Below are 21,620 nucleotides of genomic sequence, written 5' to 3'. Positions count from 1 at the left end.
ACACTTCTACAATAGGAGTTTTTTTCTTTTGCGTAAACGTTTTTTTATATCACACTTTATTTACTAATTTTGTAAGCTGTGCAACGCTAGTGGGGCACCCTTTCTTATCACCATATATACGCTCGAAACACTTTCGTAAAACTATATATTGTATCTTCCTTGAAGAAAGACGACCTTTTGAGACAGCCTCCTCTTTATTCCATTAGCCCCAGTTCAATCGCGCGGTGGGCGATTAATTGCTCGACTTCCTTCGGCAGGCCATCCAGCGTTCCGAATTCGTATTGCCATAAGTTGGCGAATGAGTCGACGCAAATCGGAAATGTCAGTTCGGTCGTTCGCCTGACTTCTTTTTTGAATGATTGGATTAAGCTTTCCTTTTTATTCATTAGTACGTCGCCTCTCTTTTGCCACATATTATGTAGTGAAGAGCCTTTAACCATCGAAACGGTTAAAGGCAGCTGATCTTTACATTTTGTGATTTGGCCTAAACGTTTTACAACCAGTTTCAGCCGAGCTGGCTGCCATTGTTCCGGCGTTGTTTACGACATAAATGGCTTCCGCGCTGCAGCGGTTTCCGTCTGACCAATAATGACAATTTTTCACTTCGCAAAGTACATCTTTTGCCATTGGCATCCCTCCATTGTTTGTAGATGATCGAATACATGTTTATTTTGTCTGATTGAAAAAAAGTTATAACGGAAATCATAATAATTTTCGTTGAGAATGTTTATCGTTTTTGTTGACATAGATAATCATTCTCAATTAGAATGAGAATAAAGATGAAAATGATGGAGGGAATCTGTATGTCATCTTTGTTAGTAGTGGGAGCAGATCATTTAGGAAATATTACTGATAAATTAATGAGCTCAGGATTTAAAGAAATTATTCATCTCGATGGACGAAAAGTGAATATGGTGAAACGAGGCATTCCAGAGCACATCGATCTCGTTCTAGTAATGATAGACTATGTAAACCATAATTTGGCGAAAGTGATTAAGCAAAAAGCAAAAAGCCAAGAAAAGCCGATTTATTTCGTCAAACGTTCGTGGAGTTCGATTCATCTGGTTTTACAAAAAATAGAAGTAACAAAACGAGATAATTAATTGATAGGTGGAGGGATACATAATGAGCGCCGCCAGTTTATCTATGTATCAAAAATGGCAGCAAGCTGTGGAAGAAACGTTGAAGCGGGTCATTATTCAGTATTATCAAAATCCACCCTCTTTGCGCTCCGCTTCGCTCATATTACAACTTGTTGATCGATATTGGGGGCATATGAATCGAAATTTGTTTGATTCACCCGTTCATTATTATACAGTGCTTGCAAAAACGACAGATCATCTTCTACGTTTTTTAAATCCGGCAGTTGATTTGAACCTTTCTCCATTTCTTTTGTTTGAAAGGATTGAATACGGGACGAAGCGTACAAAGACGTATGTGGATATCGATGTGGCCTATCACCATCACGAATTTTGTACAATTCGTAAGTTCGTATGGCAAGAGGATGAATCATTTTATTTACATTATACGCGTAGCGCGGTGAATGCTTGTGAAGGGAGGTTTGGAATTCGTCTGAAAAAAATTGAGTTTTGTTCGCTTCTTACGGGGGAACGGAAGATACAATATGTAGATGCTCACGGTCGTTTACAACCGATTATGGCAAAATGAATGATAATGAAAATCGTTTTCTTAAAAGAAATGTATGAAGTGACGGGAAAATTGAGGCTCGCTCCTCATTTAATTCACGGTCCGATCACGGAACAGTGGGCAAAAAAAAGAGAAAAATTGAATGACGAAGCGATTAAACGCCATCAAATAAAAGGAGTAGAAATGATCATGTTAGGAGAAATCGCAGCGATTGCGCAATATGTGTGTTCGATTGAATAAAGTTAGCAGTTAACGAAAAAGGTGCCTATTATTGTTTAGAAGGCACCTTTTCTGCTGATGTGTGGAGTATCCATAGTTATTGAAGTGCCTTTTTCAACACTTCTAAATTTTCTTTCATGATCGCAATATAATCTTTATTTTTTTCTATATCTTCTTTTGTCCGTGCTTCTAAGTTGTGAAGGCGGAGGACGTCGGCCCCTATTTCATTTTTCACGATGTCCGCTACTTTTGGCGTCACGTTTTGTTCAAAAATGACATAGCGAATATGGTACTTTTTCGCGGTGTCAATGATTTGCGCCAGTTCTTTTTGCGACGGTTCGTTGCTTGGCGAAAGGCCGGCGATGCTTAACTGTTGAATGCCGTACCGTTTTGTCCAATATCCGTAAGCGGCATGGGAAACGAGAATTTCTTTTTTCGGTGCGTTTTTCACGATTGTTTGGAACTGTTCGTCAAGCTGTTGGAGCTGCTGTTTTAAAGACGCAAAATTTTTCTCAAACGTATCTTTTGCTTCCGGTTTTAATTCGATCAAAGCATTTTTAATATTTTCCGCGATTTGAACCGAAAGAACCGGATCGAGCCAAACGTGAGGATCTTTGTCACCATCATTATGCTCTTCACCATTTTCTTCATGTTCACGAGTGGAGTCAAGAAACTCAATTCCTTTTGCTCCTTCGACTAACGTTACATGTTCATTTTTTAATGTTTGAATCGTTTGGTCAACAAATCCTTCCATTCCTTCGCCAATATAAATGAATGCATCGGCATCAGCAAGCTGTTTTATTGTTCGTGTTGTCGGTTCAAACGTATGCGCTTCCACCCCAGGCGGGTAGATGCTTTTAGCTTGCACGTAATCACCGCCAATTTTTTGCGCAAAGTCTTCCAGCGGATAGACAGTAGTGTAAACCGTCAAGACATTTTTGTTTTTAGATGGTTCTGTCGCTTCTTGTTTATTGCAGCCGAACAATGTGAGTATTACGACAAGAAGAACAGATAAGAGCGATTTAATTTTCATTGTTTTTCTCCTTCCTTGATTAAAGTGTTTTGAATAATGTCGAAATGGTTACGATTTAAAAATGACAGCTATTAAATCGAAACGATTACGATTTAACAACATCAATAATACAAAAAAAATAGGAAAAGTACAACCTCTATGTTATTTTTAAAAGTATTTGTTAATCAATAAAAACTATATAAATGCCATTTGGAACTTTAACGTTTTCGTCTTTTATGGAGTAATCGGTATGTTTCGACTGTCGGGTGACCGAACAACACCGCTTCCAGACAAATGCATTTATCTGTGAAGTGGTTCATTGTTCGGTCCTCTGTCACGCGAAGGCGTGACGAAGGCCAGTCACAGACTTGCCTCCGACAGTCGAAAAAATAGGGAGTCTACTTTTTCGTCAGCCATAAGTTAAACCACACAGTTGTATTTATATAGTAATGGCTTTTTGTCGTAGTCGATTAAGTTTAACTTGTTGGAGGGCATGTGTAACTCATGCCCAAGCGCTTATTTTTTTGTTTTTTCTGGAACAGGATCAAACCCACCGGGATGGAACGGATGGCATTTGACAATGCGTTTGACGGCCAGCCATCCTCCTTTGATTGCGCCAAATCGCCGAATCGCTTCAAGACCGTAATGGGAGCAAGTCGGATAAAACCGGCACGTCGGCGGCTTTAACGGTGAAATCACGATTTGATAAAAACGAATGAGCGCAATGAATAGTTGTTTCATGTATATCACACCTAACGAACGAAAGATACTAATTCATACTGTACCATAAAGCGGACAAGTTCTCACGTTTGTTGCTTTTATCACAACAAAACAGATGAAAAAAATCGGATAGATGTGTATGATAGGAGTGAAACTATTAGAATAGGAGTGATACGATGCCTTCAGTAGAAAGCTTTGAGCTTGATCATTGCGCCGTAAAAGCGCCGTATGTAAGACATTGCGGCGTTCATAAAGTCGGCAGCGATGGCGTAGTGAATAAATTTGATATTCGTTTTTGCCAGCCGAACAAAGAGGCGATGAAGCCAGAGGCGATTCATACGCTCGAGCATTTGCTTGCGTTTAACATTCGTAAACATGCGGAAAAATATGATCATTTTGATATTATCGATATTTCGCCGATGGGATGCCAAACAGGGTATTATTTAGTCGTCAGCGGCTCTCCTACGGTCGAAGAAATTATTGATTTGTTAGAGGAAACGATGAAAGACGCGCTCAACGCAACCGAAGTTCCAGCGGCAACAGAGCGGCAATGCGGACAGGCGAAACTTCATGACTTAGACGGCGCGAAACGGTTAATGCGCTTCTGGTTGGAACAGGATAAAGAAGACTTGAAAAAAGTGTTTGGATAAATTATGAGGCGACCATCGAAACAAGGTCGCCTTACTCTTTTTCTTTTTGTTCTGTTTCAGACAAATGTGGATTGTTGTCAATCGGGTCGACGGTATGTTTATACTGATACGCTTTTGATGTTGTTGCGACCGCTAACACAAGCACGACGATAATAATAATGAGCGAAATCACTAAAATAGTAAACATAAGCCCCCAACTTTCTTTTTTAACCTTATTTTAGCATAAAACACGTAAATTGAGTTTGTTTCCATTTTAGTGTAAAATATAGTTATGAAGGAAACAATTAGCAGTCTATGTATGCTTAAGTGTGAAAATAATTATAATTGAGGAGGGAATATAGATGAACAAATTAACAGATATTGTAAACGGACAAATTGCTAACTGGAGCGTATTGTACATTAAGCTCCACAACTATCATTGGTTTGTGAAAGGCTCGCAGTTTTTTACGCTGCATACGAAATTTGAAGAGTTGTACAATGAAGCGGCGCTGCATATTGACGAATTAGCGGAACGTCTTTTGGCGCTTGGGGGAGCGCCGGTTGCGACGATGAAGGAATGTTTGGAAAAAGCGTCCGTCAAAGAAGCAGTTGGAAATGAAACGGCAGAGGAAATGGTTGGAACACTTGTAAGCGACTTTGAGACAATGATTCGAGAGTTAAAAGAAGGGATGCAACTAGCCGATGAAGTAGGCGATGAAACGACAGGAGATATGTTATTAGGGATTCATCAAAGCTTAGAAAAGCATGTGTGGATGCTCAAATCGTTTCTCGGTAAATAAAATAAGGTTTCAAAGATCACTCTCATGGCGGGAGTGATTTTTTTCGTGATGAGGGAAACGTCTATACTCCTTTCTTTCCATTTGCATAAACTAGATCAGCGAAGGAAGGGAGGAAGGGATAGGGTGAATAAGTATGTGTTTTTTCTCGGTATTTCATTAATGGGTTCGGTTCTTTCGTCGCTGTTTGGGAGCTTGGACTTATTTGTGATCATTTTACTTTGCTTTGTTGTGATTGATTATGTAACAGGAGTGATCGCAAGCGCTCTAGCAGGAAAGCTGTCAAGCGAAGTTGGCTTTCGCGGCATTGTCCGCAAATTGCTGATTTTTGTATTAGTGGCTGTCTCCCATTTGCTTGATATTGCGATCGGTTGGGATCACCATTTTATTCGCGATGCGACGGTGTTTTTCTACATCACTAATGAAGTCATTTCAATTCTTGAAAATGTCGGAAGAGCGGGGTTGCCGATCCCTGATTTTTTAAAAAAGGTAGTTGAATTACTGAAAGATCAGTCCAAATAGGCATAATTTTTGTTGCTTCATCCACACTACAAATATGACAAGTGATGAAGGAGATGGTTAGTGTGGCGGAACAACAAAAGAAAACGTATTATGTATCGATGGCCCATGGTGAAATTTCGCAAGTGAAAACGGCATCACCATGGGATTTTCAAATTGAAGCGACCGATGATGAAATCATCCAATTGCGCGAATATTTCGATCAAAATTATTCGACCGATATTCAAAATTTTTTTCGCGCGCATGTCCCTTATATTCAATACCATTATGATCGTGAAAACGATGCGTACGATGAAACATTGAAAAAAATTTACCAGCTGATTTACCAGCTTGGAAATGAGGAAGCGAAACAGCATATTCGTTCGATGGGATTCGTTCGAGAGGAAGGATAGGTCACCAAATCTGGTGGCTTTTTTGATTTTTCTCTTGACAGAAGGCGGAGGTTCGTTATAATGAAAATAAATTGAACCGAGAGATCGATAGCTAAATCATAGCGACGGACGGCTTTAGCGTTTTTGTGATGGGGACATGGCAAAAACGAAAAAGCCTTAAAGTTTGTTGCTTGATTTAAGCGGAGAATGGATCGGTATGTTTCACTTTTCGAGGATGGTGGAGCATGCCGTTTTTGTTTCAAAGGGGGAGCAGCACGGATGAAATCTAAAGGAGAGATGGAAGATCAAATTAGCCGAGCCCTGACGCAATGGGAGAAGGAGTATTTAGGAAGGGGCCCAATATCTGTTAAAACCGATATTGTTCGCAATATGATTATTGTTCAACTACGAGGAATTTTAACGCCAGCTGAACAAAAATTAGCGGAAACAAAAGAAGGAATGCTATCGATTAAACGAATTCGCTCCGAATTAATCGAATCGGGCAGCGAGCAGTTACGAGAAATGATTTCAAATATGACCGGAAAACATGTTGCGAGCATTCATACAGATATTAGTACTCATACTGGAGAGCGGATCATCGTATTTTTGTTAGCGGAAAATTTAGAAGAAGAATTTCAAAAATGAAAATAGGTCGATCTTTTAAGGGCCGAGTGCCGGTCAGTAAAAGATAAACCGGAAACGTTTTTCGATTGGTGAATCAGTCGAAGAGTGTTTCCGGTTTTTTTATGGAAAACTATATCGAAAAGGAGATGATACAAATGATGGATATTGTCGTTCGTAATCTTACATCCCCTGCTATTTTATTTTTTTTACTTGGACTAATCGCAGCGTTCGTGAAATCAGATTTAAAATTCCCAAAAGGATTAAGTGAAACGTTAAGCATTTATTTATTAATTGCCATTGGATTAAAAGGAGGAATTGAATTATCAGGGCATTCGTTTGCCGAACTTGTTCGTCCATTAGTAGGCACATTATTTCTCGGTATATTTATTCCTGTTGTAACATTTGTTATTTGTCGCAAAATGGGAATTGATCGGAAAAATGCTACTGCCATTGCAGCAACATATGGATCTGTTAGCATCGTTACGTTCGGTGCGGCGATTTCATTTCTCGGTCTTACGAACACCTCCTATGAACCTTATATGAACGCTTTTGTTGTGTTGTTGGAAAGTCCAGCGATTATTGTGTCGTTACTTCTTTTGCACCTTTTAGAAAAGGAAGCATATCAGCTAAATCGAATGAATCATTATTTTTCTGCATACGCAGCATATACACCTGTCTTAAAGGAAAGTTTATTCGGTAAAAGCGTCCTTCTTATGTTAGGTAGTTTATTGATTGGATTGCTTGGAGGGAAGAATGCCCTTTCGGTTGTAAAGCCATTATTTATTGATCTATATCCAAGCGTGCTTATTCTCTTTTTATTAGGAATGGGATTAACGGCAGGAAGTCAACTTGCAGCAATTAAAAAATATGGAATGAAGCTAGTAGTGCTAGGGATTGGGTTTCCGATGTTGTATGGCTTGATTGGTGTATGCGTAGGTTTCTATACAAATCTCTCTTTAGGCGGGACCGTTCTTATGGGAGTGCTGGCTGCGAGCGCTTCTTATATTGCAGCCCCTGCGGCGATGCGTGCGTCCGTTCCAGAAGCTAACCCATCGATTTACTTAGGAATGTCGCTAGGACTTACATTTCCATTTAATTTAACGGTCGGGTTGCCTTTATATTATCAGTTCGCACATTGGCTATATTCATAAGTTGCGATTTTGAGATGCCTTTTGATCTAAGGCATCTTTATTTTTTGGGAAAGTCCCGTTTGTTTATAACGATGAAAATAAGAGACATTCGAGTATAATAAAAGGGGAACTATAACAATGGAGTTTGATCAATATGTTTATTTTTCAAGACTATTATGGAAATGAAGTTCGGTTGTCATTTATGGATCATCCGTTTGCGACGACGCTGGATCATGTCTGGATCGTGTGCCGCTATCAAGAAAAGTGGCTGCTGACCGATCATCGGGAGCGCGGGCTAGAGTTTCCTGGTGGAAAAAGAGAAAAGAACGAAACTGCCGAACAAGCGGCGATCCGTGAAGTGAGAGAGGAGACAGGCGGTGTTGTGGGGCGGCTTGTATACATCGGACAATACAAAGTTGGCGAATCGCTTGTGAAAAATATTTATTTTGCGGAAATTAAAGAACTGCAGCCGCAGTCGACCTATTTAGAAACAAACGGCCCTGTGCTGTTGGATGAGCTGCCGCCTAATCTTACGGAAGACGAACGGTTTAGCTTTATTATGAAAGATCAAGTGCTCGTTTACACGCTCGCGGAAATAAAAAGACGTTCGTTATGTCCGAACGCCTTTAGCGGTTTTTGATTAGCTTTTTTTCGATCCATGCAACGACTTGGTACATCACCGTGGCTAAGCAAGCAATAATGAGTAAGCTCAATAAAACAAGTGTAAAATTGAACACTTGGAATCCGTAAATGATCATATAGCCAAGCCCTTGTTTTGAAACGAGAAATTCGCCGACGATGACGCCGACCCAAGACAGTCCTACGTTGACTTTTAACGTCGAGATAATCGTTGGAAACGATGCCGGCAGCACCGCTTCTTGGAAGCATTGAAAGCGGCTGGCGCCAAATGTTTTTAATACTTTGAGATAATTTGAGTCGACTTCGCGGAACGATGTATAGACGACAATCGTCGTGATAATGACGGAAATCACCGTTCCCATCGCCATAATCGAAGAAAAGTTCGGTCCTAATGCGACAATGAGAATTGGTCCAAGCGCTACTTTCGGCATCGCGTTTAAAATGACTAAATACGGATCGGCCACTTTCGAAAAGCGCGGAAACCACCAAAGCAAAGCGGCTAAACATGTGCCGAACAATGTGCCGAGAATAAAGCCGAGCACCGTTTCAAACAACGTGACACTGCTATGGACAAGAAGGGAGCCGTCTCTTATTTTTTGGACAAATAATGTTCCGATCGTCGACGGAGAACTAAATAAAAGCGGATCGATCCATTTGTTTCGGCTGGCGGTTTCCCAAAGCGCGAAAAACGCAACGAAAATGACAATCTGATAAAAACGGATGAACCGCTTTTCTTTGCGAAGTGAGGCGATGTATTGGGCATGAAGGACTTTATTTGACTGTTTCAAGGGAATCAAGCTCCTTCCAAAGGAATTGGAACAATTCAGAAAAAGTTGGATGCTGTCGGGCAGCAAATGGGGATAGTCGGCGCAACTCGCTTGGTATGAGGAAGGTGCGAACGAGGCGTCCCGGCTTGGCAGAAAATAAGAAAATGCGATCGCTCATGGCGATGGCTTCGCCGATATCGTGCGTGACAAGCAAAGCTGTTTTTTCATAGTCTTTTAACGTTTTCCAAACGAGCTCTTCTAATTTTAGTTTCGTTTGATAATCTAAAGCGGAAAATGGTTCATCCAGCAGCAACATTTTCGGGTCGGTGGCGAGCGTGCGCACTAGAGCGGCGCGTTGACGCATTCCTCCTGACAATTGATTCGGATAATGGTGTTCTGTTCCTTTAAGACCGATGCCGTTCAATAAATCGAGCGCCTTTTGTCTCGTTTCTTGTGTGTTGATTCCCATTATGTTTAGTCCGAGAAAAATATTTTCTTGTATCGTTTTCCAAGGGAACAAGTAATCTTGCTGCAGCATGTAGCCGACAGACGGATGGATCGAGTGGATTTTTTCTCCCTCTAACATCACCGTTCCTTCAGTCGGACGAATAAGCGACGCAATGATTGATAAGAGCGTTGTTTTTCCGCAGCCGCTAGGGCCGAGAAAGGAAACGAACTCTCCTTTCTCAATCGAAAACGACACATTGTCTAACGCGGTGATGGCTGTTTTTTTCGTAAAGTACGTATGACTGACGCGATGGACGACTAAAAAGCTCATCATTTTCACCTGCCACGATTATTTCGCCATTGCTTTTTTCGCAAATGAGGTATTGACAAGGGTATTGTGATCGACGTGTTTTGGCAGTTCGCTGGCTTCGCTCATAATGGTCTGTAAGTTATTCCATTCTTCTTCATCCAAAATTGGATTCGTCGCATAGGAACCTTGCTGCTTGTAACGGTCGACGACTGTTTCGATCAGTTTTAGGTCGGTGTCTTTAAAATACGGTTGAATGGTTTTGGCGATTTCCGTCGCGCTGTTGGTATCGACCCATTGCTGTGCTTTGTAAAGAGCGCGGGTGAATTTTTCGATCGTATCTTGATTGTTTTTAATAAAGCTTTGTTTCGCCATGAATGTCGTATATGGAACGTGGCCGGATTCTGTTCCGAACGAAGCGACGATATAGCCTTTTCCTTGCTGTTCAAAAATGCTGGCAGTCGGTTCAAATAATTGAACATAGTCGCCGGCTCCGCTCACAAACGCATTGGCGAGGTTGGCGAAATCGATATTTTGGATTAAGTTCAAGTCTTTATGCGGATCGATGCCGTGTTTTTTCAACACAAATTCACCGACCATTTGCGGCATGCCGCCTTTTCGCTGGCCGAGGAAAGTGCTTCCTTTCAACATCTCCCATGAAAAGTTGTCGATTTTTTTACGAGAAACGAGAAACGTTCCGTCTGTTTGGGTTAGCTGGGCAAAGTTGATGACTGGATCGCTCGTTCCTTGGCTATAGACGTAAATCGATGTTTCCGAGCCGACTAATGCGATGTCGGCACCTTCTGAAAGAAGGGTCGCCATCGTTTTATCTCCGCCCCATGTCGTCGTCAGTTCGACGTTGAGCCCTTCTTCTTTAAAAAATCCTTTTGCAAGGGCAACATATTGTGGGGCATAAAAAATCGACCGTGTTACTTCGGCCACCCGTACCGTTTTTGCCGTTTCTTGTTTCGTACAGGCGATCGGAATGGCTAAAAAAACGGTAAACAATGAAATCATCGCAATGCGTAGCCATTTTTTCATAGGATCATACCTCCTTTTCGTGAATTTACCTTATCGTATGCTGGTGAAAAAAATGTGTGAATGCCTATCGAAAGGAAGAATACCATGGACGGACAAATGATCGAAAAACAGCGCTTTCCGTCGCCGCATCCGCATATTGACGTGTTTCTTGTTACTTATATGTCACAAGGGCTGAAGGTGAAAGGGTTTTTAGCGGAGCCAAAAGCAGAGGGGACTTATGATGGGTTTCTTTACCTTCGTGGCGGCATCAAAAACGTCGGGAAGGTGCGCCTTGCCCGGATTACGCAATTTGCGGCGGAAGGGTTCGTCGTGATGGCGCCGTTTTATCGCGGCAATCAAGGCGGGGAAGGAAATGAAGATTTTGCCGGAGAGGACCGCTATGATGCGTTGGCTGCGTTTCGAATTTTGCAAAATCACCCGAACGTTCACCGTGAGCGGATTCATGTGTTTGGTTTTTCACGCGGCGGAGCGATGGCGCTTCACACTGCTATCCTTGAACCTCGAGTTTGTTCGGTTGTCGTCTGGGGCGGGGTATCAGATATCGCGTTGACGTATTGGGAGCGACCCGATTTGCGCAAAATGATGAAGCGGGTCATCGGTGGAACGCCAGCGAAATATCCTGAGCGGTATAAATGGCGCACGCCGCTTTATAACATTGACCGCATTCAAGCGCCAGTTCTCATTATTCACGGCGAGAAAGACGAAAACGTATCGATTGAACATGCGTACCGTTTAGAAAAACGGCTCAAAGAAACAAATAAGCAAGTAACGGCATGGTACTTTTCGCCATTCACTCATTATTTTCCTCCGAAAGACAATCGGGAAACTGTGCAGCGGCTGGCGGAGTGGATGAAACAGCAGCGTAAATCGTGATACTATGAAAATAGATTAGATAAGGAAGGGGGCATATTCATGGGGATGCCGTTAGAGTTGCAAACGATGATTGTGACAAAAGGAAAAGAAAAACGAATCGAAGATAATTTGTTTGTGCTTGAAAAAGAAGGATATCGCATTTACCCGATCGATATTCCACTTGAAGTGAAGCGGACGCTACAAAGCGAAGTAAGCGGGCAAGCGATCGTGAAAAAAATCGAGCTTGGAAATAACCGGACGATTGTGACATATGAACTCGTTTCGCTGCATTCGATTAACTAATTAAACGAAAAAAGAAACTTCTGAGACAAAAAGGGGTGCAATGTTGATAAAGTTGTTGTATAATAAAAACAACTTTTTTCATCAGAAATCTGTATATCCCACTATACAGGGAGTCCTTCAAAAAACTGCGGTGGCGTTCACCTAGGTTCGTTGAAGGGAACCCGATGACGGAAAACGAGAACGGGAGATCTTCTGACCATCTACAAACGATTGGATGAAGATAAACCGGCTATGGTTAATTGATAGGCAACGGTATGCCTTTTTGTAGAAAAGGCAGCCTTGCGTCAATGACATAGCCGGTTTTTTCTTTTCCTTCCGAACATAGTCAGTCAATGGAAATGTTGTGCATGATGAGGAGGAGAGGAGGAAGTAGTTTTGCACGAACTATTCGTATGGAGTTGGTTTGCTGCATTGACGGTTGTGTTGACCAGCAGCGTTGTGTTTTTGCATCCGCGCGTCCCAGAACGTTACGTGCACACTCATGCCGGATTGTTATTATTACCAGCCGCGGTAGCGTTTATCGGATGGATCACGGCCAAGACAGGCGTGGAAATAGGACCGTGGCGGTTCGATGGCCTTAGCTGGCTTATGGCTTTCTATATTTCCATACTTAGTTGGATGATCCAGCGGTTTTCGCTGCGCTATTTGCACGGCGACCGTTCATATCGTTATTATTTCTGGCTGTTGACGTGGACGGCTAGTAGCGCATCAATGACATGGGCGAGCAATGATTTGCGTGTCGTTGCGATTTGCTGGGGGGTGCCGTTCGTCGGTCTTGTTGCTTTGACAGCCTTAAAAAAGGAATGGGCGCCGTCAAGGGCGGTGGCGGTACAAATGGGAACAATGTTTTTTATCAGCTGGTTGGCAGTTGCAAGTATGGTTGTATGGCTGTGGGCCGCGACGGACGAATGGCAGTTGTCGGCCGCTTTATCGTCGGAGCATCTTTCTCGCCTTGGTACTTGGGAGAAGGTAGCAATGAACGTGCTGCTTATTTTGGCCGTCATCATTCCGGCTGGACAATGGCCGTTTCACCGCTGGTTACTCGAATCAGTAGTGACACCAACGCCTGTGTCGGCGGTGATGCATGCTGGTCTTGTTAATGCTGGTGGTCTTCTGTTGGCACGTTTTGCTCCGTTGTTTAGCACCACGGTAGCGCATGTAGAACTGTTTGTTATCGCCTTTGTGTCTGTGCTGCTCGGTACAGGGATTAGCTTTGTGCAAGTCGATTATAAGAGACAGCTAGTTGCATCGACGATGTCGCAAATGGGCGTTATGTTTGTTCAATGCGCACTTGGTGCTTATGGGGCGGCAGTTGTGCATCTTATTTTGCACGGGTTGTTTAAAGCAACCTTGTTTTTGCAGTCTGGTTCCGTCGTGCCGCGTCCGGGACGCGCAGTGCAATCATCGGCGTCCGGGAATAGGTGGGGAGGTGCTTTGCTCGGTTTAACGATCGGGATAAGTTTTTGGTTCGTATCATCTGAAGAACCGACTCGGCTTTTGAGTGCCTTGCTACTTGGGGCCTCGATAGCAGTGACGTGGGGGCGGCTCGCTGATTTCCGTGAAGGCCGCTGGCTTGGATTCACTGTTGTTGCCATGTTAGCGCTCATTTCAGAGAAGGTGCGGTATTACTTGATGATGCTAGTCCATGGATCGTTACTGTCTGGAAGTGCGCCGCCTCTTGCGCTCGAATGGTTGGCATTTTTGTTGTTTGTGGTCGTAGCTGTAGCGATGATATGGATTATGCGGCGACCTTCGTCTAAGGCATTTACTTCCCTTTATATGTGGCTCGTTCATCTTGGAGAGCCGCGCCTGCAGACCGTTGAGCCACATCCTCGTTATTTGAATATTTATGTGAAGGAGGGAACTGTAGATGAGTAAGAACGCTATCTCGCTTGAACGTCCACGTGAACAAGTGAGACGAAAAAGGACTACTACAGTGGAGCAGTCTATTACTGAGCTCGTCCGGCAGGCGAGTGAAGCGATTGCCCCTCTTTGGCCGCTTTCAACGTTTATTGCCCGCCATCCGTGGATGGGGCTTGAGCATTTGCCGTTTGTGGAAGTGGCCGATCGGTTTCATCAGGGACAACAAGTCGATTTATATCCGACGATGGCATCCTTCCGCGCCGCACTCGCCAAAGGGGAAATCGACCCAACATTTCTTGAAAGCCGATTGCAGCGTTGGCTTGATGAATCGCCTCTTCCAGTGTTACGTCATGAGGCGGAACAGTTTTGTCGCTCTCTTCTTTGGAATGAAACGGTGCCGCAGGAATGGTTGGTTTCCCCCGACCTTGTTCAGTTGACTTCGGAGTTAGACGAAGCTGCTCTTGTTTGGTGCCGCTCAGCCGTCGAGCCGATAAGTGTGCGGCATGGTGAGCAAAGTCGCCGGCTTGATCAGCAGATGATAAAATGGTGCAAACTATTTTTAGATGAAGGGCAGGCAGCATGGAAGTTACCATTTCGAGAGCGTGGATTGTTTGGCGCTTGGCGGAAACTGGTTGGTTATGATCCAGAGCTGACGAAAGACGAGCGAAAACAGCTTTCTGACTGGCCGGACGATCCGGAATTAGCACTGAAGCATGCGCTGTCACACCTTCGTATTGATGAGGAAACGGCAGTTGACTATCTCGAATCCCATCTCCTTGCTTTGCCTGGATGGACCGGTATGCTGCTATGGCGTTCTCGACAAGTTGGTCAAGGTGTTGAATTGCTAATACACTACTTGGCGATTCGTCTTTCGCTGGAGTGGGCGTTTGTTGCGATGCATTTGCCGCTAGAACCGACAATGATTGATAGAAAAAAACATTCACTCCCATTATTAGCCGCCTGGATTCATTGGGGAGAAATGGCGCCGACACAATGGCGACAATTGAAACCAGAGGAGCAATGTGCTCGTTTAGCGTTTGCCGACCGTTTTTGGCGAGTCGAGCGTTATCGTCTTTGGCTTGAAGCATGGGAGGAAACGTATGAAGCGCAGTTAAAAGAAGCGATCATGGTGCGCTCGCCATCCAAACAGTCAAGGCGAACTGTCGCTCAGCTCCTTTTTTGTATCGATGTTCGTTCAGAACCGTTACGCCGGTATATAGAGCAGGAGGGGCCATTTGAAACATACGGTTGTGCTGGTTTTTTTGGACTGCCAATTCGGAAGCGCGAGCTTGACAGTCATCATACCCATCCGTCATGCCCGGCAATTGTTGATCCACAACATGAAATTTGTGAATTGGTCACGCCGGAAGGGATGACTCACTATCGCCGGCGGCGCAACGTATTCCGTTTTGTTGGTCAAACATTTAAAAAAGTGAAACAGCATTTGTTAGCAAGTTTATTGCTTCCCGAAATGAGCGGGACTTGGCTTGGACTGCATACGCTCGCCCGCAGCGCCGCTCCTCAATGGGTAGGCCATTGGATTCGTCAAGTGGAAGAAACGGTGGAACGAAAACCGCCTACGGTGCTTTCATTGGAGCGCCAAGAGCGGGCGGATACGTCCGGATTGCCGATCGGTTTGTCGACGCAAGAGCAAGTACAATATGTTAAACAACTGCTTAGCACTATTGGATTGACTTCATCGTTTGCGCCGCTGGTTGTCATATGTGGCCATGAAAGCGCAACGGTGAACAATCCGTATGCTTCGTCGCTCGATTGCGGAGCATGTGGAGGAGCGGCAGGGGCATTTAACGCTCGTGTGTTTTCTACACTTTGCAATTTGCAAGAAGTACGGGAAGGACTTTCTAAAGAAGGAATTATCATTCCAGAGGAAACGGTGTTTGTGGCCGCTGAACATATCACGACGGTGGATGAACTTCACTGGCTTGAGGTGCCGACGTTATCCGAGGCGGCACAACAGGCTTTTGCTATGTTAGAAAACGTGCTTCCGGCAGTAAGCAGAAAAGCGAACGCTGAACGGTTCGCAAAACTGCCGCACGTTGGACAAAGGCCACGCGACCCAGTGGCTGAAATGCGTCGCCGTGCCGTTGATTGGAGTGAAATCCGTCCGGAATGGGGATTGGCTAGGAATGCTGCTTTTTTAATCGGTCGCCGTGAACGGACGAAAAATTGCTACTTAGACGGAAGAGTGTTTTTACACAGCTACGATTGGCGGAAGGATCCAACGGGTGATATCCTCACCAACATTATCGCTGGTCCGGCGACGGTTGGACAGTGGATTAATTTGCAATATTACGCCTCTACGGTTGCCCCGCACTATTACGGAAGCGGCAGCAAAACAACACAGACGGTCACCGGAGGCATTGGAGTCATGCAAGGAAATGCGAGTGATTTACTTGCTGGGCTACCATGGCAGTCTGTGGCTTTCTCTGACCGGGAATTATTTCATTCACCGCTCCGACTGCTCGTCGTTATCGAAGCGCCGCAACATTATATTGAACGCTTGCTCAGCAACGATGTATCGTTTTATCAAAAAGTGAAAAACGGCTGGCTCCGGCTCGCTTCGATTGATCCGGATAGCGGGGAATGGATCAAATGGGAACCATCGGTGCTTTGATGATAATGAACCGCTTGTCGAATTGTTTGAAAAGAGCTGTTAACGAGCTAAAAAGTCAAATGAAGTTATTATTCATGCATGTATATAGTGTAAAAAGGGATGTCCCGTCTCACTTTGGGACATCCCTTTTGCGTTTAAACGATCGGTCCGCCTAGTTTCTCAATGTTCGGATCGATGTTCGTAAATTTTTTGAAGTTTTCGCGGAATTTTTCGGCCAGCGCTTTTGCTTTTTGTTCGTAAGCGGCTTGATCAGCCCATGTGTTTTTCGGTTGCAACACTTCGTCCGGAACGCCTGGAACGTGCGCTGGAATTTCAAGGCCGAAAATCGGATCTTTTACCGTTTCGACATTGTTGAGCTCGCCTTCAAGTGCCGCTTGCACCATCGCGCGCGTATATTGCAGCTTCATGCGGTTGCCGACGCCGTATTCGCCGCCCGTCCAGCCGGTATTCACTAAAAATACTTGCACATTGTGCTCGTCGATTTTTTTGCCGAGCATTTCCGCATATCGAGTCGCTGGAAGCGGTAAGAATGGTGCGCCAAAGCATGTCGAGAACGTTGCTTGCGGTGAAGTAATGCCGCGCTCTGTGCCGGCCAATTTGCTCGTATAGCCGCTTAAGAAATGGTACATCGCTTGCTCTTTCGTTAATTTGCTGATCGGTGGCAAAACGCCGAACGCATCAGCCGTCAAGAAAATAATCGTCGTTGGATGGCCGGCAATGCTTGGTTCAACGATGTTATCGATCGATTGGATCGGATAGGCCGCACGCGTATTTTCGGTGAGCGTCGCGTCATCATAATTCGGGATGCGTGTGTTTTCGTCAACGATGACATTTTCTAACACGGCGCCAAAGCGAATCGCGTCAAAAATTTGCGGTTCCTTTTCACGCGAAAGGTTAATGCATTTGGCATAGCATCCGCCTTCAATGTTAAACACTCCATTATTCGACCAGCCGTGCTCATCATCTCCGATCAAGCGACGTTTCGGATCAGCTGAAAGCGTTGTCTTTCCTGTTCCAGAAAGTCCGAAGAACAACGCGACATCCCCCTCTTGCCCGACGTTGGCCGAGCAATGCATCGATAAAATATCTTGTTCTGGAAGAAGGTAGTTCATGACCGAGAAGATCGATTTTTTAATTTCGCCTGCATACTCGGTTCCACCGATTAAAACGACACGGCGCTCAAACGAAATGATGATGAACGTTTCCGATTTCGTTCCGTCCACTGCAGGATCGGCTTTGAAGCTCGGTGCGGAAATAACCGTAAACTCAGCTTTGTGCGTCTGCAATTCTTCTTCCGTCGGACGGATGAACAATTGATGGGTGAACAAGTTATGCCAAGCAAATTCATTGATCACTTGAATCGGCAGGCGGTATTTCGGGTCAGCGCCCGCGAATCCTTTAAATACGAAGATTTCGTCTTTTGCCATCAAATAATCGAGAACTTTATTATATAATTTTTCGAATACGTCTTCCGAAATCGGCTGATTAACCGCGCCCCAGTCGATTTTTGCTTTTGTCGAAGGCTCTTCAACGATGTATTTGTCTTTTGGCGAACGCCCTGTATATTTTCCGGTTGTAGTCGCGACGGCACCCGTCAGCGTCAGCACCCCTTCTTTGCGGGCAAGAGTTTTTTCGACTAGTTGAGGAACGGATAAATTTTCCCGTATGTTTGATTGATGAAGCAATACGGCCAATTTATTTGTGACGTCAACAGTGCTCATGTACAAAACCTACCTTTTTTTTGTTAATTTATACCCTTGGAAACAGTATAACACATTTAAATAATTAGTCCATACTATTTGTTATAATTTTTGTTTTTATTTTTGTCAATTTTGTTTCAGATACAATATGAAGTATCTTTCTAATGCATGGACAATGCTGTCAAATTCTTCTGATGAAATATTCGTTATATCTAGAATTTCATCTCTGCTTAGACCGTGTTCGATTAATTTTTGAATAGTGGGTACTATATAAGTTGAAATTTTGTTTTACATCCAGCTGATTACCCACCACGTTATACCATATCGGCTTGTATTGAGATGAAAACGGAAACGAAAAATCTGAAATTCTTTATTGCAACTTATTATATATAAATTCAGTTTGAAATTCCGACACGTTTAATCAACCTGTATTCTTGTCTATACTGCTCCTAAACGAGTCAGTCAAAGGAGCGGATGAAGAATGAAGAAAAAAGGATTACAAATTACAAACGATCATGGTTGGACGATCGAACGTCTTCAAGAACAGGAACGCAAAATGAAAAAGGCGAACATGGCGAAACGAATTGCGGTGATTCGTCTGATTATGCAAGGCTACTTAGGAATCCAAGTCGCTGAGCTTTTGAACATCCATCGTGAGACCGTTTCGATTTACGTGCAAAAGTTTAATCAAGGTGGGATGGAGGCGTTATTAGAACGCCAGTATGCTCCCGGTAGAAAGCCATATCTGTCTCTAGACGAACAACATGAATTGAGAAAGATGCTGGAAGAAAGCACACCTGCCGATGAAGGATACGGCATCGAAACAAGCTGGAATACACGAATCATTCAACATGTGTTAGAAGAGAAATTTTCTGTCACCATGTCCCGTGGTGGAATTTGTGATATGCTCCATCGATGGGGATTTCGTTATACACGCCCTACGTATACCCTCAAACGGGCCAATCCTCAAAAACAAAAAGAGTTTCAACAGGAGATGGAACTCATAAAAAAAACTTGTCCGACAACATGGTCATAATTTATGAAGATGAAAGCCACATTCGGGACGACCAAGCTCTTCGTGCCACATGGAGTATCAAAGGGCGCCAAAAACAAATCCCTGCGTATGGGCATCACGCGACCGTTCGCTTATTAGGTGGTGTGAATATCGAAACGGGTGAATTTCTCTGTATGGAAACGAATCAATGCAATGCGCATGCTTTTCTGCAATTTCTCCAATACACATTGGAACCAGTATCCAGACAAACATGTCGTGATGGTCTTAGATCACGCAAAAATTCATCGCGCCAAAGTTCTTCAGCCTTTTTTCCATGAGCACGAAGAACGGTTGACTTTGGTATTCTTACCCCCGTATTCGCCGAATTTCAATTTGGTCGAACGAATTTGGGGATGGCTGAAAGAAAGTGTGATTGCCAATCGATTTCATGCAAATCGAAAAGAGTTGCAAGAATCGACTATTTCGTTCTTGGATTATCTCGCTCCATTTCCTGAAAAAGTGCTTCAACGTATCGGACAGATAGCTATGTCGGAAAATTAATCTGAATCTATATATAGTATCCTCAATCAAAAATGACCTCTAAAATTGGTGTATAACGCGTTTTAAACAGCGTTTTATATCCACTTGCTTAAAAAACGCTCTACGGGCTTAATAAGCGCCTTAAAATTGATTATCGGTTTTATAAGTTCAGAGATAGTTAGGGAGTAGCTTCGTTTGTCGTAACGTCGTTTTTATTCAACATAGTACCTATTATGTTGTATTTATTTTCTCCTTTGTAAAGAAGGATAGCTATGAAAACTTGTGAGTTTAGTTAGTTTAATTATCTATCACCTCAATCTTTTCTGCACCAACCTGCAAAATTTTAGACTCTTGCACAGGTGAGGTATACCAAACTCTAATTTTTTGACCAACATTTATATTCTTGTAATATTCCTCATCAACATAGAATAAAAAGCTATCATGATTAGCTGCATATTTAAGTATTTCGTCCTGAGACATACTACTGATATCCTCTTTGGTAATATCATTAATAACCAATAGTCTTTTACCGTTATACTCTTTCTTTAACGCTACATACCCTTCAAATAAAACAAAATCAGATGATTCTTTTCCTGTTTCATTATTAGAACAAGAAATTAACAATAATAGGATTAAAAACCAAAGAAGTTTCTTTTTCATAGCTACCCCCTGACCAGAACTAATAGAGATTAGTTTTAGTATTAAAAAACAATTTCAAAAAAATCAAAACGCTCTATAAAATCTAATAAAACTTTTAGTCAAATCTTACATTTGTATCACTTATATATATAGAGAAGCTCGCAGAAGGAGTAGAATACATGTTCATTACATCAGTGATTTTTGTGAATAAACCATAGGTAGGATTTGTACTTCCATCAGGACTTTCCCCACCAGAATGAATACCATAAATTAAGAATGCATAAGGATCAAACACGATGGCTCCACTGTCACCACCAGATGAATAATTCAAAATGCCTGTATTATTATCATTATTAATCTTTAACAATTTTTGACTTCCATACTGGTCACCAGCATAGTCTACATATTTATAACTAGTACTTTCAAGGTAGCCACATGTAACCCCAGTTGTATTCCCTGATTTACATAAATACATACCGCTATAATAATAAGTGCCTATGCCCTCGATTCTCTTATCATAGTCGTCATTGTCTTCTGCATGCCAATAAAAATAATTTGTTACATACCTTGGACTCAACTCGTTTGTGCTATCTAGTAGAATTAAACCGACATCAATTCCATTCCAATTGCCTACGGTATGATCTGTACCAACGCGTACATCATATTGATAGGCTCCACTTTTATCACCATTTAAACAGTGACCAGCTGTAATAAGAAAGTATCTAGAATCTTTTTCTCCTATTCCTGCTGAAGTACAAACTCCAAAAGGATCTCCATAATCACTTAAAGCTATTCCTCCTCCTAATTTTGTCCAGTTTCTCTATCTTGAAATTTCTGGATGAACTGATATTCCTTGTTTAATAACCAAAATGTCTCCAAATTGATTTTCAAAATGTTTTTGTATATGTTCTGATATTGACTCTACCTCAAGAACAACTTTTCCGTTCACTTCGTCAACACTAACAATAGTAGTTTGTTCTGCTATTGACTTTTCTTCTTTACGCTTTTCCAAATCTGCTTGTACTTTTTCTGCAATTTTAATCAAACTACTAGTGCTATAGTAAATTTTTTCCACTTTACTTTATTGCTTGATGAAACAGATTTAATTTTTTCCTTAAATTCTTTTATCTTACCCGTGGTGCTAGTTGAGCGCTAGCGCTCAACTAGCCCGAGTGTTACAAGCGAATACACCAACAATATGCCATCTAGTGCCACTTCAAACCCT

General features: G+C 42.8%; 29 protein-coding genes. 17 read left to right on the top strand and 12 right to left on the bottom strand.

What is annotated here, in order from left to right; translation table 11 throughout:
- Window positions 1–194 precede the first annotated feature (194 nt).
- Together HNQ34_RS16465 and HNQ34_RS16460 are read right to left on the bottom strand one after the other, a co-directional pair.
- Window positions 195–386, bottom strand: a complete 192-nt coding sequence (locus tag HNQ34_RS16465; protein WP_183256427.1) for a hypothetical protein — start codon at window positions 384–386, stop codon at window positions 195–197.
- A 79-nt stretch (window positions 387–465) separates the two neighbouring features.
- A complete protein-coding gene (locus HNQ34_RS16460; protein ID WP_183256426.1) occupies window positions 466–627 on the bottom strand; it encodes a DUF1540 domain-containing protein in 162 nt (53 codons plus the stop codon).
- Between the two features lie 176 nt (window positions 628–803).
- On the opposite strand from HNQ34_RS16460, the gene HNQ34_RS16455 reads away from it, so the two are divergent.
- From HNQ34_RS16455 to HNQ34_RS16445, 3 genes are read left to right on the top strand one after another with little or no spacing between them, the layout of a single operon-like run.
- Window positions 804–1,103 (top strand): DUF2325 domain-containing protein, encoded by a 300-nt coding sequence (locus HNQ34_RS16455; RefSeq protein WP_183256425.1) that lies wholly within the window; start codon window positions 804–806, stop codon window positions 1,101–1,103.
- 22 nt (window positions 1,104–1,125) lie between these two features.
- Window positions 1,126–1,668, top strand: coding sequence for a hypothetical protein (locus tag HNQ34_RS16450; protein ID WP_183256424.1), 543 nt, complete (start codon window positions 1,126–1,128; stop codon window positions 1,666–1,668).
- Window positions 1,669–1,674: 6 nt separating this feature from the next.
- Entirely contained in the window at window positions 1,675–1,887 is a 213-nt protein-coding gene (locus HNQ34_RS16445) for a hypothetical protein (protein ID WP_183256423.1), read from the top strand.
- Between the two features lie 76 nt (window positions 1,888–1,963).
- On the opposite strand, the gene HNQ34_RS16440 is transcribed toward HNQ34_RS16445, so the two are convergent.
- Both HNQ34_RS16440 and yidD read right to left on the bottom strand, forming a co-directional pair.
- A complete protein-coding gene (locus tag HNQ34_RS16440) occupies window positions 1,964–2,899 on the bottom strand; it encodes a metal ABC transporter substrate-binding protein (RefSeq protein WP_183256422.1) in 936 nt (311 codons plus the stop codon).
- 495 nt (window positions 2,900–3,394) lie between these two features.
- Entirely contained in the window at window positions 3,395–3,619 is a 225-nt protein-coding gene (gene yidD, locus HNQ34_RS16435; RefSeq protein WP_183256421.1) for a membrane protein insertion efficiency factor YidD, read from the bottom strand.
- Window positions 3,620–3,774: 155 nt separating this feature from the next.
- Here yidD and HNQ34_RS16430 point away from each other — a divergent pair, with 155 nt between their 5' ends.
- Window positions 3,775–4,248 carry an S-ribosylhomocysteine lyase gene (locus HNQ34_RS16430; protein WP_183256420.1) on the top strand — a complete coding sequence of 158 codons (474 nt, stop codon included), beginning with the start codon at window positions 3,775–3,777 and terminating at the stop codon, window positions 4,246–4,248.
- A gap of 31 nt (window positions 4,249–4,279) precedes the next feature.
- Here the strand turns inward: HNQ34_RS16430 and ytzI are convergent, their stop codons facing one another.
- Window positions 4,280–4,435: a YtzI protein gene (gene ytzI, locus HNQ34_RS16425; protein ID WP_183256419.1), complete on the bottom strand. Its 156-nt coding sequence runs from the start codon at window positions 4,433–4,435 to the stop codon at window positions 4,280–4,282.
- Between the two features lie 154 nt (window positions 4,436–4,589).
- On the opposite strand from ytzI, the gene HNQ34_RS16420 reads away from it, so the two are divergent.
- The 6 genes from HNQ34_RS16420 (at window position 4,590) to ytkD (ending at window position 8,308) form a co-directional block, all read left to right on the top strand.
- On the top strand, window positions 4,590–5,027 hold the full coding sequence (locus HNQ34_RS16420) for a Dps family protein (protein ID WP_183256418.1): 438 nt from the start codon (window positions 4,590–4,592) through the stop codon (window positions 5,025–5,027).
- Window positions 5,028–5,186: 159 nt separating this feature from the next.
- Window positions 5,187–5,546: a phage holin family protein gene (locus HNQ34_RS16415; protein WP_246364302.1), complete on the top strand. Its 360-nt coding sequence runs from the start codon at window positions 5,187–5,189 to the stop codon at window positions 5,544–5,546.
- Between the two features lie 62 nt (window positions 5,547–5,608).
- The gene (locus HNQ34_RS16410; RefSeq protein WP_183256416.1) at window positions 5,609–5,935 is read left to right on the top strand and encodes a hydrolase; all 327 of its coding nucleotides are present in this window, start codon (window positions 5,609–5,611) and stop codon (window positions 5,933–5,935) included.
- A gap of 258 nt (window positions 5,936–6,193) precedes the next feature.
- Entirely contained in the window at window positions 6,194–6,559 is a 366-nt protein-coding gene (locus HNQ34_RS16405; RefSeq protein ID WP_183256415.1) for a Na-translocating system protein MpsC family protein, read from the top strand.
- Between the two features lie 134 nt (window positions 6,560–6,693).
- Window positions 6,694–7,689: a sodium-dependent bicarbonate transport family permease gene (locus HNQ34_RS16400; protein ID WP_183256414.1), complete on the top strand. Its 996-nt coding sequence runs from the start codon at window positions 6,694–6,696 to the stop codon at window positions 7,687–7,689.
- Between the two features lie 133 nt (window positions 7,690–7,822).
- Window positions 7,823–8,308 (top strand): RNA deprotection pyrophosphohydrolase, encoded by a 486-nt coding sequence (ytkD, locus tag HNQ34_RS16395; RefSeq protein ID WP_183256413.1) that lies wholly within the window; start codon window positions 7,823–7,825, stop codon window positions 8,306–8,308.
- Here the strand turns inward: ytkD and HNQ34_RS16390 are convergent.
- From HNQ34_RS16390 to HNQ34_RS16380, 3 genes are read right to left on the bottom strand one after another with little or no spacing between them, the layout of a single operon-like run.
- Window positions 8,295–9,101 (bottom strand): ABC transporter permease, encoded by an 807-nt coding sequence (locus HNQ34_RS16390; protein ID WP_409978386.1) that lies wholly within the window; start codon window positions 9,099–9,101, stop codon window positions 8,295–8,297. The two genes, ytkD and HNQ34_RS16390, sit on opposite strands and share 14 nt — an antisense overlap.
- The gene (locus HNQ34_RS16385) at window positions 9,079–9,852 is read right to left on the bottom strand and encodes an ABC transporter ATP-binding protein (RefSeq protein ID WP_183256411.1); all 774 of its coding nucleotides are present in this window, start codon (window positions 9,850–9,852) and stop codon (window positions 9,079–9,081) included. Before HNQ34_RS16385 ends, HNQ34_RS16390 begins: the two co-directional genes overlap by 23 nt.
- 18 nt (window positions 9,853–9,870) lie before the next feature.
- The gene (locus tag HNQ34_RS16380) at window positions 9,871–10,869 is read right to left on the bottom strand and encodes an ABC transporter substrate-binding protein (protein ID WP_183256410.1); all 999 of its coding nucleotides are present in this window, start codon (window positions 10,867–10,869) and stop codon (window positions 9,871–9,873) included.
- A gap of 84 nt (window positions 10,870–10,953) precedes the next feature.
- Between HNQ34_RS16380 and HNQ34_RS16375 the strand changes: the two genes are divergently transcribed.
- From HNQ34_RS16375 to HNQ34_RS16360, 4 genes are all read left to right on the top strand, one after another.
- Entirely contained in the window at window positions 10,954–11,742 is a 789-nt protein-coding gene (locus HNQ34_RS16375; protein WP_183256409.1) for an alpha/beta hydrolase family protein, read from the top strand.
- A 39-nt stretch (window positions 11,743–11,781) separates the two neighbouring features.
- The gene (locus tag HNQ34_RS16370; RefSeq protein ID WP_183256408.1) at window positions 11,782–12,024 is read left to right on the top strand and encodes a DUF2584 domain-containing protein; all 243 of its coding nucleotides are present in this window, start codon (window positions 11,782–11,784) and stop codon (window positions 12,022–12,024) included.
- A 375-nt stretch (window positions 12,025–12,399) separates the two neighbouring features.
- Window positions 12,400–13,902, top strand: a complete 1,503-nt coding sequence (locus tag HNQ34_RS16365) for an NADH dehydrogenase subunit 5 (RefSeq protein WP_183256407.1) — start codon at window positions 12,400–12,402, stop codon at window positions 13,900–13,902.
- Entirely contained in the window at window positions 13,895–16,522 is a 2,628-nt protein-coding gene (locus HNQ34_RS16360) for a DUF2309 domain-containing protein (protein WP_183256406.1), read from the top strand. Before HNQ34_RS16365 ends, HNQ34_RS16360 begins: the two co-directional genes overlap by 8 nt.
- Before the next feature lie 134 nt (window positions 16,523–16,656).
- Here HNQ34_RS16360 and pckA read toward each other — a convergent pair whose 3' ends face one another.
- Window positions 16,657–18,243, bottom strand: coding sequence for a phosphoenolpyruvate carboxykinase (ATP) (gene pckA, locus HNQ34_RS16355; protein ID WP_183256405.1), 1,587 nt, complete (start codon window positions 18,241–18,243; stop codon window positions 16,657–16,659).
- Between the two features lie 460 nt (window positions 18,244–18,703).
- Here pckA and HNQ34_RS17650 point away from each other — a divergent pair, with 460 nt between their 5' ends.
- Genes HNQ34_RS17650 through HNQ34_RS17640 form a run of 3 tightly spaced genes read left to right on the top strand, consistent with a single transcriptional unit; the run spans window position 18,704 to window position 19,777 of the window.
- Window positions 18,704–19,258, top strand: coding sequence for an IS630 family transposase (locus HNQ34_RS17650; RefSeq protein ID WP_246364298.1), 555 nt, complete (start codon window positions 18,704–18,706; stop codon window positions 19,256–19,258).
- Entirely contained in the window at window positions 19,249–19,554 is a 306-nt protein-coding gene (locus tag HNQ34_RS17645; protein ID WP_246364296.1) for a transposase, read from the top strand. The genes HNQ34_RS17650 and HNQ34_RS17645 overlap by 10 nt, the downstream gene beginning before the upstream one ends.
- A complete protein-coding gene (locus tag HNQ34_RS17640) occupies window positions 19,436–19,777 on the top strand; it encodes a transposase (RefSeq protein WP_246364300.1) in 342 nt (113 codons plus the stop codon). The genes HNQ34_RS17645 and HNQ34_RS17640 overlap by 119 nt, the downstream gene beginning before the upstream one ends.
- A 276-nt stretch (window positions 19,778–20,053) precedes the next feature.
- Here HNQ34_RS17640 and HNQ34_RS16345 read toward each other — a convergent pair whose 3' ends face one another.
- The 3 genes from HNQ34_RS16345 to HNQ34_RS16335 all read right to left on the bottom strand — a co-directional run bounded on the left by HNQ34_RS16345 (window position 20,054) and on the right by HNQ34_RS16335 (window position 21,470).
- Complete coding sequence (locus HNQ34_RS16345; RefSeq protein ID WP_183256404.1) at window positions 20,054–20,416, bottom strand: DUF3221 domain-containing protein; 363 nt, start codon at window positions 20,414–20,416, stop codon at window positions 20,054–20,056.
- 94 nt (window positions 20,417–20,510) lie between these two features.
- The gene (locus HNQ34_RS16340; protein WP_312856146.1) at window positions 20,511–21,107 is read right to left on the bottom strand and encodes a chymotrypsin family serine protease; all 597 of its coding nucleotides are present in this window, start codon (window positions 21,105–21,107) and stop codon (window positions 20,511–20,513) included.
- Window positions 21,108–21,215: 108 nt separating this feature from the next.
- Window positions 21,216–21,470, bottom strand: a complete 255-nt coding sequence (locus tag HNQ34_RS16335) for a hypothetical protein (RefSeq protein WP_183256403.1) — start codon at window positions 21,468–21,470, stop codon at window positions 21,216–21,218.
- Between the last annotated feature and the right edge of the window lie 150 nt (window positions 21,471–21,620).

It is taken from the genome of Anoxybacteroides tepidamans, assembly GCF_014201465.1.
GTDB lineage: Bacteria > Bacillota > Bacilli > Bacillales > Anoxybacillaceae > Anoxybacteroides > Anoxybacteroides tepidamans.
This window is presented reverse-complemented; position numbering and strand designations above follow the sequence as displayed.

What these genes read in the sequence shown, in the direction of transcription:
- HNQ34_RS16465 (WP_183256427.1), bottom strand. Translation starts at nt 386, where the DNA reads ATGAATAAAAAGGAAAGCTTAATCCAATCATTCAAAAAAGAAGTCAGG.
- HNQ34_RS16460 (WP_183256426.1), bottom strand. Translation starts at nt 627, where the DNA reads ATGGCAAAAGATGTACTTTGCGAAGTGAAAAATTGTCATTATTGGTCA.
- HNQ34_RS16455 (WP_183256425.1), top strand. Translation starts at nt 804, where the DNA reads ATGTCATCTTTGTTAGTAGTGGGAGCAGATCATTTAGGAAATATTACT.
- HNQ34_RS16450 (WP_183256424.1), top strand. Translation starts at nt 1,126, where the DNA reads ATGAGCGCCGCCAGTTTATCTATGTATCAAAAATGGCAGCAAGCTGTG.
- HNQ34_RS16445 (WP_183256423.1), top strand. Translation starts at nt 1,675, where the DNA reads ATGAAAATCGTTTTCTTAAAAGAAATGTATGAAGTGACGGGAAAATTG.
- HNQ34_RS16440 (WP_183256422.1), bottom strand. Translation starts at nt 2,899, where the DNA reads ATGAAAATTAAATCGCTCTTATCTGTTCTTCTTGTCGTAATACTCACA.
- yidD (WP_183256421.1), bottom strand. Translation starts at nt 3,619, where the DNA reads ATGAAACAACTATTCATTGCGCTCATTCGTTTTTATCAAATCGTGATT.
- HNQ34_RS16430 (WP_183256420.1), top strand. Translation starts at nt 3,775, where the DNA reads ATGCCTTCAGTAGAAAGCTTTGAGCTTGATCATTGCGCCGTAAAAGCG.
- ytzI (WP_183256419.1), bottom strand. Translation starts at nt 4,435, where the DNA reads ATGTTTACTATTTTAGTGATTTCGCTCATTATTATTATCGTCGTGCTT.
- HNQ34_RS16420 (WP_183256418.1), top strand. Translation starts at nt 4,590, where the DNA reads ATGAACAAATTAACAGATATTGTAAACGGACAAATTGCTAACTGGAGC.
- HNQ34_RS16415 (WP_246364302.1), top strand. Translation starts at nt 5,187, where the DNA reads ATGGGTTCGGTTCTTTCGTCGCTGTTTGGGAGCTTGGACTTATTTGTG.
- HNQ34_RS16405 (WP_183256415.1), top strand. Translation starts at nt 6,194, where the DNA reads ATGAAATCTAAAGGAGAGATGGAAGATCAAATTAGCCGAGCCCTGACG.
- HNQ34_RS16400 (WP_183256414.1), top strand. Translation starts at nt 6,694, where the DNA reads ATGATGGATATTGTCGTTCGTAATCTTACATCCCCTGCTATTTTATTT.
- ytkD (WP_183256413.1), top strand. Translation starts at nt 7,823, where the DNA reads ATGTTTATTTTTCAAGACTATTATGGAAATGAAGTTCGGTTGTCATTT.
- HNQ34_RS16385 (WP_183256411.1), bottom strand. Translation starts at nt 9,852, where the DNA reads ATGAGCTTTTTAGTCGTCCATCGCGTCAGTCATACGTACTTTACGAAA.
- HNQ34_RS16380 (WP_183256410.1), bottom strand. Translation starts at nt 10,869, where the DNA reads ATGAAAAAATGGCTACGCATTGCGATGATTTCATTGTTTACCGTTTTT.
- HNQ34_RS16375 (WP_183256409.1), top strand. Translation starts at nt 10,954, where the DNA reads ATGGACGGACAAATGATCGAAAAACAGCGCTTTCCGTCGCCGCATCCG.
- HNQ34_RS16370 (WP_183256408.1), top strand. Translation starts at nt 11,782, where the DNA reads ATGGGGATGCCGTTAGAGTTGCAAACGATGATTGTGACAAAAGGAAAA.
- HNQ34_RS16360 (WP_183256406.1), top strand. Translation starts at nt 13,895, where the DNA reads ATGAGTAAGAACGCTATCTCGCTTGAACGTCCACGTGAACAAGTGAGA.
- pckA (WP_183256405.1), bottom strand. Translation starts at nt 18,243, where the DNA reads ATGAGCACTGTTGACGTCACAAATAAATTGGCCGTATTGCTTCATCAA.
- HNQ34_RS17650 (WP_246364298.1), top strand. Translation starts at nt 18,704, where the DNA reads ATGAAGAAAAAAGGATTACAAATTACAAACGATCATGGTTGGACGATC.
- HNQ34_RS17645 (WP_246364296.1), top strand. Translation starts at nt 19,249, where the DNA reads ATGGTCATAATTTATGAAGATGAAAGCCACATTCGGGACGACCAAGCT.
- HNQ34_RS17640 (WP_246364300.1), top strand. Translation starts at nt 19,436, where the DNA reads ATGCTTTTCTGCAATTTCTCCAATACACATTGGAACCAGTATCCAGAC.
- HNQ34_RS16345 (WP_183256404.1), bottom strand. Translation starts at nt 20,416, where the DNA reads ATGAAAAAGAAACTTCTTTGGTTTTTAATCCTATTATTGTTAATTTCT.